Genomic DNA, 14,582 nt, shown 5'->3' on the forward strand with positions numbered 1-14,582 from the left:
TTTTGATGATTTGTGTATCCTTCAATTTCAGAAACAATATCTGACTTTGTTCTTAATAATTCTACAATACGGTTCTGTAGCTCTTTTTGAAGTTCTTGTTGGTTAAAAATGCGCAATTGATTGGTTATTTCATGCATTTTGGCCACAGCAATTTGTTGATCCTGACCATAACCTACGTCAATCACCGGGTCGTCTTTCAAATAATAATCCAGTTCACCATAGGTCTGATCAAAAACTTTTTGAATCAGTGCATTACCTTTCTCCACAGCACCCGCTTTATAGTATGCACTCAGAAGATCCATTTCCATATAATCGAGTGGCTGGCGCTCAATTGGTAAGATCTCAAATGTGTTGTCTACTGTTTTTATAGCTTTCTCGTTTTTACCTTCGCGTATTAATGTTTCAGCGAGCTGTCCCATTTTTCTTCTCATACTAACAACGCTAATTGTCCGGCGGTTGGTCCAACCAAGGTGAACATCGGGATTATTAAGATTTCGAAACATAAACTTATTGAAAAAATGGTCGTATAGCAACTCAGTGTTGATTCTGCCAAGATAACCCGAGTTGTTTTCAATTGGAACAATTCGAAAAGCAAAACCCTCCTGTTGTGCATACTTTTGTAAGCCACTGAATGTTCCCCTTCCAATACTTGTAAAATAAATTGGTCGTTCCCAATTGTTATTGGCAAGCAGGTCCAGAATCATCATGTCGCTTTTCATTAACATGCGCCCTTTAATACTAAAAACAATCCGGTCTGTAATTAAGGCGCTGTCTTCTGGTTGTACAACACCATTTTCTATAACTTTTTGTTTATTTACAGGAATTACAAATTTTCTGGAAGGTAAATAATCTTCAGTAGATCCGTCGTACGATGTCAGTTTTGTGCTTTTATCGTCGCTTGCCACAAAATTCATGGCTAGCTTAAGCGGTATGGGTGATTCGCCCAAATCATTCAGAAACTTATCAGTCGCTTTTTGCAAGTTCTTTATTGCTTCAACATCAATTGCGTACTTTTCAGCAAGCTCCTGGTTATTAAGCCTCTTGATTAGCGAAGCGACCTGAAGGGGCTTAATATCATCCACATTCGCAATCCTTTTCCATGTTTTAGGCTCCATGGTATCAAAATTCCCATTTTTTAGAATTCTACTAAGTGTACTCATGATATCGCTAAACTGGGCTTTGTATTCTGGCTTGTTGGCAGCATACCTTTCGTTCAGGTACAAATCGCTCCGCTTTCGCACAAAAATTATGTCGCGGTTGCCCTGTGCATATTTTTCTTTTGCCATTCCAAAAGGCACTGGTTCAGAATCATAAACCTGTCGCCTCATTTGATTGATATACCAGTCTGTGCTCAGGTATGGTAAACAAATAATTCGCACATCGGTGCGCTCCTCCTCAACCTCCTGAAGATACCAAAGGGGGAAAGTATCATTATCGCCGTTGGTAAATAGAATACCGTCTTCTTCGCAAGAGTTAAGATAATTGTAAGCAAAATCTCTGGCCGTATATCGGCCCGAACGATCGTGATCATCCCAGTTTTCACTGCCCAAAACTCCGGGAACAGCAATCAAACAAGCTGTTGTGGCAACAATAGCCGATGTTTTTTGTCCGAAAGGTTTACGTAAAGCATCATAAATGGCCAGCATTCCCAGCCCTATCCAAATGGCAAAAGCATAAAAAGAGCCTGCGTATGCATAATCACGTTCACGTGGTTGTAATGGGTTTTGATTCAGGTACACTACAATGGCAATTCCCGTAAGCACAAACAACATCATAATCACCCAGAAGTCTTTCCTGTGTTTATTATAATGATAAAACAGTCCTATTAACCCCAATAAAAGCGGAAGGAAGAAATAGGTGTTGCGCGCATTGTGGTTTTTCCAGTAATTTGGTAATCCTTCCTGATCGCCCAGACGGGCCTCATCAATAAATGGAATTCCGGAAAGCCAGTTTCCGTGACTAATTTCTCCGTGACCCTGTACATCGTTTTGCCGGCCCACAAAATTCCACATAAAATAGCGACCATACATGAAACCCACCTGATAAGAGAAGAAAAATCTGAGGTTCTCTCCAAATGTTGGTTTTACCCGTGTCTCGCCCTGACTATCCTGAATTTTTGTGCCTTCAACCTGCGCCCACTTCTCGTATTCTCTTACATGCGAACGATCGCTGCTATACATGCGAGGGAAAAAGGTCGAGAAATCATCAGAATACTCATACGAAAGGCCTTTGCTATATTTCTCATATCGATCTCCGGCTTTCCGGTACGAAAATTTCTCTTTAGAATCTTCTACAGGAGCAGAATAATATTGCCCGTAGAACAATGGTCGGTCGCCATACTGTTCCCTGTTCAGATAAGAAAGTAATGAAAAAAGGTCTTCCGGATCATTCTGGTCCATTGGTGGATTTGCGCTTGACCGAATCACAGTCATCGCATAAGAAGAATATCCGATCAGGATAACCGTAATACCAAGTAAAATTGTATTGGCTAATACTTTTCCTTTTTTATGACTGTACCAAACTCCATATATTAATGCAGCCAGCAAAGCCGCCGCAAAAAATATCACGCCCGAATTAAATGGTAACCCAAAGCCGTTTACAAAAAGCCGGTCGAAATAACTGGCAATTTTCACAGTATAAGGAATAATGAAGTACATAATGAACCCCAATATAAAAATAGAAAGGGCTGCGGCAGCCACTACCCCAAGTTTTGTGGGTTTATATTTACGGAAATAAAAGACAAAAACAATAGCCGGAATAGCCAAAAGGTTCAGGAGGTGCACGCCTATAGAAAGCCCAACAAGGTATGCAATTAAAATTAGCCACCTGTTGGCATATGCCTCATCGGCAACATTTTCCCATTTTAGGATTGCCCAAAATACAACCGCTGTAAAAAGTGATGATAAGGCATAAACTTCACCTTCAACGGCAGAAAACCAAAAGGTATCTGTAAACATATAGGCAAACGCACCGACCAAACCGGCACCCAGAATAGCCCATTGGCGACCATCTGTTAATTCGCCACGCTGGCTCATTATTTTGCGGGCAAGGTGGGTAATGGTCCAAAACAGGAACATAATGGTAAATGCGCTTGCCAAACCAGACATAGCATTGACCATTAAAGCAGCATCAGCCGGCTGTGCAAACAGGGTAAAAAACCTTGCTATAATCATAAAAAGCGGGGAGCCGGGGGAGTGGCACACTTCAAGCTTATATGCTGTGGCAATAAATTCACCTGTATCCCAAAAACTTGTGGTTGGGGGAATGCTTAATAGGTAAACGATGGCGGCTACTGCAAAGGCAATCCACCCTGCGATAATGTTGGTGCGTTTATAATTCATATTTTACAATATTAATTGTATGCTCAATTATTTTAAAAAATTTATGTGAAGTTACGAGCCATATGCGAATGCTCAAAATAAAGTTCAAAAATATAAAAATGTCTGATTTCCATTGTTTATTTAACTCAAAATTGTAGGATGCTGCATTAGCATTAGTCTTTGCTGTGTATAAAACCATTATGTTTGGATAAAAGTATTAATTTAGCCGTTTAAAATTCAGCCATTGCTTCGCAAGAAATTAAATAATGACATTGACTTTAGAGAGCTTTTTAAGGGGGGGGCCATTGCTCTTTTTTTTAAAGTCTTAGGGGTAGTTGTTGGTTATTTTTTCCTTTGGATTTTAGCTCAGTATTACGGTACCAAGGGGGTGGGTGTTTTTCAAACGCTTTGGACATTGCTCATGATTCTCAGTGTGATTGGCAAAATGGGTTTTGATACATCCATTGTGAAATTTATAGGTGCTTATAAAGAAAGTAAGAGAAGTGGGCTTATTTCAAACTTGTTTCATAAAATACAGCGGTGGTTGTTTATTATTGCCAGTCTTCTCGCGCTATTGCTGGCGGCGTTATCTGAACCCGTTAGCCAGCTTCTTTTTGAAACAAAGGCTAACAGTAATTATATAATTTTTACTGCAATATCCCTGGTGCCTTTGGTCTTGCTTAATTACCATGCTGAAAGTTTAAAAGGCCTGAAAAAAATATTTTCATATTCCATTTTTCAGAATGGCACTATATATATCATTACGTTTCTTTTCATTGTGTACTTTTACCACCAGGGCTATGGCCTTAAAAGTACCATATGGAGTCTTTTTATAGCTTTATTTACACTGGCCATCATTAGTTATTTCGATATTAAAAGCAGACTACCAAAAGTTGAACTGGCTGTCAAAAAACAAGGATATACAAACAAACAGTTAATTAACTGGACACTGCCAATGTTGTTTTCGAATTCTCTTTTTCTGCTAATGAATTGGACAGATACAATAATGCTCAGTGCCTTTTTACCTGAGGCCAATGTGGGAATATATGCTACAGCATTGAAAATTGCAGCGCTGAATTCTGTAATACTGGTTGCCATAAATAGCATTGCAATGCCAAAATTCGCAGAGCTTTTTGAGCGCAATGAAATGGGAAAATTTCGCCGTTTTGTGAAACATTCGACCCTGCTTATGTTTCTGACTTCTCTTCCTGTTTTAATTGCAATTCTGGTTTTTCCATCCTTTTTATTGGGCATATTTGGCGAAGATTTTACCGCAGGAAAAACCGCACTTTTAATTTTAGCTTTTGGGCAGTTTTTCAGCACCATATCAGGATCAGTCATTAACATATTGAATATGTCCAATCGTCAAAAAACCGCACGAAATATAATTGCAATTTGTACCTTTATAAATGTTGTACTTAATTTAATACTAATTCCAATTTACGGAATTAATGGTGCTGCCATAGCTACTGCCACATCTACAATTTTGTGGAATTTGGCATCAGTTTTGGCAATATACCGAATATTCGGTTTTGTTACTTATCCGTTTATCAATATCAACAAAAGCCGGTAACATTTAATTATGAAAAGCCACAAACCCAATTTCTTTATTGTTGGTGCCGCAAAAGCCGGTACTACTTCATTATATCAGTATCTTAACACGCATAGTAACCTTTATTTTAGCCCGGTCAAAGAGCCACACTTTTTTTCTACTGATATTAAAACCAGCGAATTTACATCTATATACAAACGTAATATTGATAACCTGCCCCAGGACTTTTATCAAAACAAACCCAAAGACAGCATTCAAAATGTTTTCATCAGAGATGAAAAACAATATCTGAATTTATTTCAATGGGCCGATGGTGAAAGCGCAGTCGGTGAATGCAGCACCTCATATTTATATTCAAAAGAGGCTGCCAAAAATGTCAAAAAATTTAATCCGGATGCAAAAATTGTCATTGCGCTCCGCAACCCGGCAGACCGGACATTTTCCCATTATCTGATGGCGGTTAGGTTTGGCTTTACTCAACTTCCTTTTAGAAAAGCCCTTCATAAAGATTTCAATCAACATAAAAAGGGTTGGGGTAAATCAGAACTATTTATTGAGCTTAGTTTGTATTATGAGCAAATTAAACGCTACATGGCACAGTTCCCTGAAGAGCAAATAAAAATAGTGCTGTTCGATGAGTTTAAAAAAGACCCATTAAGTACAGTGAATGAAATTTGCGATTTTCTGGGAATAGACAAATTTTCCGATATAGAAAACAAAAAACACAATGCTGCATTAATGCCCAAAAGCAAGAACCTGAATCGGCTGATGGTAAACACCGGTTTTAAAAGCAAGGTTTCTAATATTTTGGGCGAAAAAGCCAAAGATAAGCTCAGGCAAATATTTTTCCAGGATGACAAAATCCCGAAGCTTTCACGACAAGACAGATCATACCTACAGGGGCTATTTAAAGAAGATATTCAGAAAACAAGTGAACTGATTAACCGCGACCTTTCACACTGGTTAAAATAAGCTGTTTCAGAAAATTAATTCCGGAAATTCCTGTTAAAAACTCTATTGGGCCGCATAGCTTTATTTCTGGGCACTCCCGTTTTAGTAGAATAAATTCGTGTTTTGTGCAATGGGGCACCCAATTTTGGCATAACCCTACTTTTTTTGCTTCAGGTCAAAAAAAGTAGGCAAAAAAAACCCGCCGCTTACAGAAAAGTGCTAAAAATCTATTCGTTATAGCTAAAGTTTACGAACTCACTTCGATTTTTTTTTAAAATCGAAGCTCAAACAACGCAAACTTTGACGCCATAACAAACAGATTTTTTTAACGCATTTTTCTTCATGCGGCTAGATGGCCAACTTTTTACTGCTGATCAACGACAAGACCAAAGGCGGGTTGGCCAGACCAAATTACTCGTAAACTTCCCGTTTTTCACGGGACAGGCTGTGAGGGCTAAAGCCGTTAGCGGGCTAGCGTAAGTGAATGTTCTACTCGAATTAATCCATAAAATGATTGAAAATCATAATTATGGATTGTAAGAGAGTAAATCCCGATATAGAAAATATTAGCAAATTCCTCAGCTGTTGCACAATATTTTCCTAATCGGGGTTCAATGGATATAAATGGCATGAAAGAGGCTTGCCCGGATTTATGCAACATATTATAATTCTATTGAGCGAAATAGGATGGGACACCCAAAATATCAATTTAAAACTTACAATAGACTGATAATCAGCAGTGGCCCTTTAGGGCGTCGATATGGTGCACAAAACAGGTTTAAAGAAAATATTCAGAAAACAAGTGAGCTGATAAACCGCGATCTTTCACACTGGTTAAAATAAGCTGTTGCAGAAAATTAATTCCGGAAATTGCTGTTAAAAACTCTATTGGGCCGCATAGCTTTATTTCTGGGCACTACCGTTTTAGTAGAATAAACTCTATTTATCTACATGCCCCGAAATAAAAGTCTGTATTTTATGCGCAAGTTCACCCGGTTTTTCAATAAATGAAGCATGTCCCACACCTTCGATCATATCCAGCTGGACCGTTTGATTATCGGCAGCCATTTTATTATAGACCGAAACCGGTATAAAATTATCCTCATCTCCCCCGATAATATGGAAAGGAATAGCCGGGTTTATGGTATGCTCAGGGCGCATCATCATACCGTTCAACACAGCAATAATGCCGTTGGACGGAAAATTATTAGCTCGTTCGACTATGTTTTCCAATTCCGGTCTCAATTTCTCAAGGTTTGATTTTGCTACAATTTTTGGAAGCATTCCTGACACAACAAGCTTTTGCTTGCCTTTACGAAGCAAGTCGATTTCACGTTTACGATTTGCTTTTTTTGCCTCATTATCGGGGTAAATTGTAGAATGAACTAAGCCTATTGCCCGGGTCTTTTGCGGATACTTTCTGGCAAATGCTTCTGCTGCGTATCCTCCCATAGAATGTCCGTAAATAATGCATCTTTCAACCTGTTCTTTTTCAAGAACAGCAGCAACTGCATCGGCCATTAAGTCCATGGTATGTGCACTGTCAATTACATCTGAATCTCCATGACCTGGTAAATCCGGGATAATTAAACTATAATCATCGAGTAAGGTCGAAAAAGCCTCCCAAACCTCTTTCGACTCCAAATATCCATGCAGTAAAACCAATGCTGGCCCAGATCCTTTTGTTGTATAGCTAATTTTCTTCTCTGAAAGATATGCAACACTCATAATTACGGAGTTATTACAATTTTACATTGAGCTTCGCTAACACCCGATTTCATAAGATGTAAAAAATACGTCCCGGGTGTAAGCCCTTTTGCAGGATAGTACAAAAGATGCTCAGAATTGTTTTTAATCGCGTCTATCTTTTGTCCCTGTTGGTTAAAAACATAAACTGTTTGCCCCGAACTGCCGGGAAGTTGAATGTAAAAACCTTTCTTCGATGGGTTTGGCCAGGCTTTAATCTGCTTTTGCCTGTTTAATTGTCCTATAGCTGATGCTTCGTTCCATCTGGCAATTGCATAATTTCCCTGAAGCATATTTTGTACTATAAAACTGCCGCTATTAATGGTTCCTTCCCGGGATTGATCGATATATTGCCATCGCGAAGCATCAGCAGGGCGATATACCAGCATCAGGCTGTCTCCATCCTCTAAGTTAACATCGTCATTGCCGAAAAAACTGTAATAGAATCGTCCGCTTGCGGCAAAATCTCCCTTTGCATCAAAAACAATGCGCCACCATTTTGTGTCCAGCACTTCAATATGATTTATGTTGTCACCACTTTCAGCCGGTCCTTTCCACATTTCAGCAACATGAATAAATGCAGAATCTGAAATTATTTCAGGCATTACATTGAGGTCCATGCCTGTGGGGTAATAAGTTTCGCTGTTGTACAAAACTGTTGAATGGTCAAAAACCGGGCCTGCGGTTTTATTATAATAATCGAGCACCACCATAACAGGCGCAAAGCCCGGGTTGAAAAACTGGCTGCCTTGTTGTCCGTCGAATTGCAACCACTGTTCATGTACATTCCATTCTTCATCAACAAACCCAATTGAAATTTTATTGTCATCTCCAATAAAGTTGCGACCAACTGCTTGTTGGAAAACAGCTACTTTTACCTCATCGCCATAATAAACCACCGAGTCGATTGAATACTGTGGAAATCCTCCGTGAAACACATAATTATCGAAAAAACCTGTCAGGTCGACACCACTATAAGCGCTCAAATGATCACGTAAATCTTCTGTTGAAGCATCACTTTCAGAAAATGCCGACAAATAATCTTTTACTGCCGGAAAAAACAGACTGTCGCCCATATAATGCCGCAAGTTGTGTACTATCATTGATCCTTTATCGTAAACTGTGGTGGAATAAGTAAGATCGTATGGCATATCACTCAGAGCCCAATAACCATCATCTGTTTCGTGGGCACTATTGACCACGCTTATTTGATTGCTTTTTACATATTGACGATATTGCTCTGTACCATGAAAATGCTCCATATAAATCGCTTCGCAATAACTTGCCCATCCTTCGTTAAGCCACATGTCGGCAGCGTCACTACAAGTGACGAGATTTCCAAACCAGTGATGCGATAATTCATGGGCCACAAGGGTTTGATTACCCGGATCAGTAGTAAGGGCATAAGACGGATAGGCAATATTGGTAAGGTGCTCCATAGCGCCACTGTTAAAATCCACAACAGTATACCCGGCCTTTTCCCAGTGGTATGGGCCAAATTTATCCTCAAAAAGTGCAAGCATTTCCGGCACATCGGCGAATGTGGCTACAGCAGCAGAACTGTCGGAGTTAATTGCATAATATTCGACAGGTACCGAACCATTCATACCATCATAAACAGTATCGTTAAGGGTAAATGGGCCTACAGCAAATGAAACAAGATAAGTGGGAGAAGTTTGACCAAGAGACCAGTGCCATTTCAATTCATCTTCACCATAATCATTAACCTCCTGAAATTGCCCTGATGCGATGGCCCTGTGATCGTCACGGGTTATGATATGAAACTCATAAGTGGCACGATCGGTGAAGTTGTCGATGCATGGGAACCATGCCCTGCCAAAACCATGCGGAATGGCATCCAGTGCCACTCCCATATTAAAGACCATGTTGCTGCTAAAATGAACACCACCCCATCCACCACCAGGTTCGAGGGATCCATATCCATGATAATAAATTGTACAGGTATCATTTTGTTCTGCGTTAATTTCAGCAGCGGGATAAAAACTAATAACTGTATCATTATAATCAAAATCATCTATCCATACACCATTTAGGCTGACAGAATCTATATGATACTTATACAAATCAAATGCAACCTGCTCCAGCGGTTCATCAATTGCTCTGAAAATAATTTCCGTATGTCCGCTAAGTGAATAATTTCCAAGGCTGGAAACATCAATGTTTATATTATAATGTTGGACATCGATTTTGTCGCGATGTGAATTCTGGCTGCTTACGAAACCAACAATGAAAAATAGTATGGTAAAAAGATATAGCGTTTTCATGAGGTGTGGTTTAAACTAAAAAATAGCGTTTTTTTCAAAGTAGAGTTCACTTTCAGCTAACAGCTGGGCTTTATCAACCGGAACAACGCCAACTTTTTCACAAACCTGGCCGCCGGCAATGTTAGCTATTACGGTACTTTTTTGTGCATTTAATTTGCCCGCCATACAGCATGCCAAAACGCTTATAACCGTATCGCCGGCTCCCGAAACATCTGCAATTTCGCGTTTCTGGGCAGGCATGGTATATTGACTTTCTCCATTGGTTAATAAAACACCCGCCTCTGAAAGCGTAACCATAACATATTCAGCATTCAACTTCTGTTTAAGTTTTGATGCCGCATTAGCCACTGCTTCGGTGTCAGTTTTCTCCAGGGTAATTTTCATCCCTTCAACCAATTCTTTAAAGTTCGGCTTAAACAGCGTAACATTTTTGTAGGCGAAGAAATTCCGCTTTTTAGGATCTACCAATACAGGAATATACATCTCCCTGGCCTTTTCTACTATAATATGAATCACTTCTGGTGTGATATTGCCTTTGTCGTAATCTTCAAAAACCAAAGCATCGGGCTTCTCTTTTATCATAAGTTCTGCCGTGCGCTCAGCAAATTTACGTGCAATTGTTTTCGAAACAGCCTCACTCTTTTCTTCATCCACACGCAAAAGATGCTGGCTTGATGCAATAACGCGGGTTTTAACAGTTGTGGGTCTGTCTGTTGTTTCCATTAACCCTTTATCGGTCATTGCACGTTTTTCGAGCAATTCCCGGAAAATCCGCCCTTGCGCATCATCTCCAATAATGGCGCAAAGCACAGACTCAGCACCCATTGCTTTTATATTTAAACCAACATTAGCGGCACCACCAAGCCGGTTTTCTTTATCGGTTACCGAAACTACCGGAACAGGTGCCTCCGGGGAAATGCGGTCGGTTTTTCCCCACATATAGGAATCAATCATTACATCACCTACAACGAATATTTTTTTCGAAGAAAAACCATCAAATACTTGTGCTAAACTATCCATATCGAATGCTTTAAAGTGACAAAATTAGTATTAATTCAAATTAAATTAAACCTTCCTGAAAAAAAGGTAGCACATTTCGAGTTAAATGATTTAAAATAGCTTGCTATTACGCATGGTTTTTAATTGAACCTTACTATTTCTAAGCGTTCTTAAAGGTAGTTCAACCGAATGCCAAAAGACAATAATTCAATGAGATTAATTAAAAAAAATTTTTTGAATTCACGTTAAAGAACTAAGATCACACCAGCTTATCGCATCAGGCAAATGGTTATGAAATTTTTGCATAATCCGCTCAAAACATCTATGTTCGTGTAAATTTGAAGCAAATGAAAGGACATCTTTTAAAAATGATTACAGAGCTGAAAGCGCCTGTAAAATATACGCTTAACCTGGACGATCATCAAATCGAAATGAATGATCAGATCGGGAAAACCATCACCATTCATCACACCGGAAATATTCATTGCATCAACTGTGGAAGAAAAACAAAAAAATCTTTCTTCCAGGGATATTGCTACCCCTGTTACATCTCTTTACCACAAACAGATCCAAGTGTTATACACCCTGAAAAAAACCAGGCACACCTTGGCATATCTCGCGATATGGAATGGGCCAAAACTCATGACCTGATCGATCACTTTGTATATCTGGCGCTTTCGGGTGGGCTTAAAGTTGGTGTAACCCGGCATACGCAAGTGCCTACACGCTGGATCGACCAGGGTGCAAGAAGTGCCGTAAAACTTGCCCGCACACCTCATCGCAATTTAGCTGGTCAGGTGGAGGTAGCCCTCAAAAAACACCTGAACGATAAAACAAACTGGCGTGCTATGCTGACCAATAAAACAGAAGGCGAACCAGACCTGGCAGAAGCCCGCACTAAAGCCCTGGAGCTGCTGCCCGATGATTTAAAGCAATACGCAGAAAAAGATGATACAATAACAAAAATTCAATATCCGGTAGAAACATATCCATTAAAGGTAAAATCTGTAAATCTGGATAAAGACCCTGATTTTACAGGAAAATTGGTAGGCATACGCGGACAGTACCTCATTTTTGACGAAGGTAAGGTGATGAACATTCGCAAATACAATGGATATGAGGTTGAATTGACCATTGAACCGAAATAAGTGAGTTCATGCTTTTGCGAATAAAATTTAATATTTTTGTTTCATGGATAAACTAAAAGGGGTTGTTGTAAAAACAACTGGCAGCTGGCATACCGTTAAACTCAATAACGGCAAGTTGATGGACTGCACGGTTAGGGGAAAGTTTCGTATCAAAGGAATACGCAACACCAATCCCATAGCCGTAGGAGATGTAGTTACCGTGGAGCAAAATCCAAACGAATCCACAGGAGTTATTGTTGATCTGGATCAACGCAAAAACTACATCATACGCAAAGCCACAAAGCTGTCGAAACAAGCCCATATCATTGCCTCAAACATTGACCAGGTTTTTGTGCTGGCAGCTATTACAGAACCTGAAACCCCTTTAATGTTTATCGACCGTGTTTTAGTCACGGCTGAAAGCTACCGTATTCCAGCTATTATTGTTTTCAACAAAATGGACATTCTGGACGAAGACCAAAAAGAACTTGCCGAGGCCTACAAATATCTTTATGAATCGATTGAATACCCCGTTATGCTCATATCTGCAGCCAGCGGCTTAAATCTTGACCAGATTAAGGCAAAGATGAAAAACACAACCAGTGTGATCGTTGGGCAGTCGGGAGTGGGAAAAAGCACTTTGCTAAACAAGCTGCAACCCGGATTGGAGTTAAAAATCGGAGATATTTCAGATGCACATCAGCAAGGCAAGCACACTACAACATTTGCAGAAATGCATGAGCTTGATTTTGGTGCTAAAATTATTGATACCCCGGGAATTCGTTCTTTTGGGCTTGTGGAAGTTGAACGACAAGAAGAGTTGGCGCATTTTTTTCCGGAAATTTTTAAAGTCGGCCAAAACTGCAAATTTCATAATTGCACACATATCCACGAACCCGGTTGCGCCGTTAAAGATGCTGTTGAAAACAATGAAATACCATTTACACGATATGAAAACTACCTCACCATTATGAAAGGTGACGAAGGAGATAAATACCGAAAAGATATTTATGCACAATAACCAAAACCTGAAGACAAAAACTATGCGCTCAAGGACCATTCAACTAATCTTTGTTTTTCTTATTCCTTTTATCATGATGGCCGCCTGCGGAGATCAGCCTGATAAAAAAGACAAGACAGAAAAAACTAAGGTTACCCAAAAGGCTAAACCAAAGAAAAAGCCTGTGAGCAAAAAACCTAAAAAGAAAAAATTCCCAAAGTTATCGAACGATAATGTGGTAAAAGTGCTTAGTGAATATGGTGAAAATCATCCGCAAAATATTGTTTTACTAAAAACCACCAAGGGTGATATTAAAATAAGACTTTATGATGGGACACCTCTGCACCGTGCAAATTTTTTAATGCTGGCTAATCGAGACTTTTATGATGAAACAGTTTTTTACCGTGTGGAACAGAACTTTATTGTACAGGGCGGAGATTCAGATGCTTATGAACGTCGTACAATAAAAAGAAAAGTGGGTTATTACAGCATTCCCGAAGAGATGCAGCCCAACCGGTACTACCATAAACCCGGGGCTGTATCAATGGCGCGCGATTATGAAGACAACCCCAATAAACGCTCATCGTCATACGATTTTTTTATAGTTCATGGAACCACATACAACGATTATGACCTGGATGAAATTGAAAAATCAAATAACATAAAATTTACTAAAGCACAGAGAAAACTATACACGACAACAGGCGGAGCAGCACATCTGGATGGTCAACACACTGTTTTTGGCCAGGTTATAGACGGCATGGAAGTTATAGACAGCATTGCTGCCGTAGAAGTCGATGGTAAAAGCTGGCCGAAAAAAGATATTTCAATGACAGTGCATGTAATTAAATAAATCTAAACCTTAAACATAATATTATGAGACTATTACTAATTAGCAACTCAACCATGGCTGGCGAGCCCTACCTGGACTATTGTAAAAACGATATTGCTGAATTTCTTGGGAAAGAACGCATCGAAGCTCTTTTTATTCCATATGCAGGTGTAAGCATGACTTATGATGAATACGAAGCCAAAGTCAAAACACGCTTCAATGAAGTGGGGCACGATGTGGTTTCTATCCATCATTTTAACGACCCCATTAAAGCCGTTCAGGATGCAAAAGCAATTGTTGTCGGTGGTGGAAGTACCTGGCATTTGCTACACGAAGTGCGTCGTCACGGTTTAATAGAACAAATCCGAACCAAAGTAGAAGATGGAACACCTTACATAGGTTGGAGTGCCGGGTCTAACCTCACCTGCCCCACTATAAAAACTACTAACGACATGCCCATTATTGACCCAAAAGGTTTCGAGGCGTTGAATTTGATCCCGTTTCAAATCAATCCGCACTACCTGGACAAAACAGCACAAGGACATGGAGGCGAAAGTCGACAGCAGCGCATCGAGGAGTTTCTGATTGTGAACCAGGATATTACTGTAGCAGGATTGCGTGAAGGTTGTATGTTTATATATGAAAATGGTAAACTCACACATAAAGGAGAACGTACATGCCGCATTTTCAAATACGGCGAAGAGTTCTACGAGCTTTCTTCGGGTGATGATTTTAATTTTTTAATGAAATAGCCATAATAAAATACCCAG

10 protein-coding genes are annotated in these 14,582 nt (G+C 39.6%); 6 read left to right on the top strand and 4 right to left on the bottom strand.

The window, feature by feature from the left end:
• Nucleotides 1–3,341, bottom strand: a 3,341-nt coding sequence (locus VJ937_RS00450) for a DUF2723 domain-containing protein (RefSeq protein WP_324064952.1), incomplete at its 3' end; no start/stop codon positions are given.
• A 223-nt stretch (nt 3,342–3,564) separates the two neighbouring features.
• Here VJ937_RS00450 and VJ937_RS00455 point away from each other — a divergent pair.
• Nucleotides 3,565–4,893 (top strand): flippase, encoded by a 1,329-nt coding sequence (locus VJ937_RS00455; protein WP_324064953.1) that lies wholly within the window; start codon nt 3,565–3,567, stop codon nt 4,891–4,893.
• A gap of 9 nt (nt 4,894–4,902) precedes the next feature.
• Nucleotides 4,903–5,844 carry a sulfotransferase gene (locus VJ937_RS00460; RefSeq protein WP_324064954.1) on the top strand — a complete coding sequence of 314 codons (942 nt, stop codon included), beginning with the start codon at nt 4,903–4,905 and terminating at the stop codon, nt 5,842–5,844.
• Nucleotides 5,845–6,762: 918 nt separating this feature from the next.
• Here VJ937_RS00460 and VJ937_RS00465 read toward each other — a convergent pair.
• The 3 genes from VJ937_RS00465 to VJ937_RS00475 are packed head-to-tail and all read right to left on the bottom strand — an operon-like array spanning nt 6,763 to nt 10,874.
• A complete protein-coding gene (locus VJ937_RS00465) occupies nt 6,763–7,551 on the bottom strand; it encodes an alpha/beta hydrolase (protein WP_324064955.1) in 789 nt (262 codons plus the stop codon).
• A 2-nt stretch (nt 7,552–7,553) separates the two neighbouring features.
• Entirely contained in the window at nt 7,554–9,854 is a 2,301-nt protein-coding gene (locus VJ937_RS00470) for a M1 family aminopeptidase (protein ID WP_324064956.1), read from the bottom strand.
• A gap of 15 nt (nt 9,855–9,869) precedes the next feature.
• On the bottom strand, nt 9,870–10,874 hold the full coding sequence (locus VJ937_RS00475; protein ID WP_324064957.1) for a bifunctional ADP-heptose synthase: 1,005 nt from the start codon (nt 10,872–10,874) through the stop codon (nt 9,870–9,872).
• 326 nt (nt 10,875–11,200) lie between these two features.
• On the opposite strand from VJ937_RS00475, the gene VJ937_RS00480 reads away from it, so the two are divergent.
• The 4 genes from VJ937_RS00480 to pepE are packed head-to-tail and all read left to right on the top strand — an operon-like array spanning nt 11,201 to nt 14,564.
• Nucleotides 11,201–12,001, top strand: a complete 801-nt coding sequence (locus tag VJ937_RS00480; RefSeq protein ID WP_324064958.1) for a DUF2797 domain-containing protein — start codon at nt 11,201–11,203, stop codon at nt 11,999–12,001.
• A gap of 43 nt (nt 12,002–12,044) precedes the next feature.
• Nucleotides 12,045–13,001 (top strand): ribosome small subunit-dependent GTPase A, encoded by a 957-nt coding sequence (gene rsgA / locus VJ937_RS00485; RefSeq protein WP_324064959.1) that lies wholly within the window; start codon nt 12,045–12,047, stop codon nt 12,999–13,001.
• Nucleotides 12,991–13,833, top strand: coding sequence for a peptidylprolyl isomerase (locus VJ937_RS00490; protein ID WP_324064960.1), 843 nt, complete (start codon nt 12,991–12,993; stop codon nt 13,831–13,833). Before rsgA ends, VJ937_RS00490 begins: the two co-directional genes overlap by 11 nt.
• Before the next feature lie 23 nt (nt 13,834–13,856).
• A complete protein-coding gene (gene pepE, locus VJ937_RS00495; protein WP_324064961.1) occupies nt 13,857–14,564 on the top strand; it encodes a dipeptidase PepE in 708 nt (235 codons plus the stop codon).
• Nucleotides 14,565–14,582 lie beyond the last annotated feature (18 nt).

Origin of the sequence: Salinivirga sp. (genome assembly GCF_035268865.1) — a bacterium.
Lineage (GTDB): Bacteria > Bacteroidota > Bacteroidia > Bacteroidales > Salinivirgaceae > Salinivirga.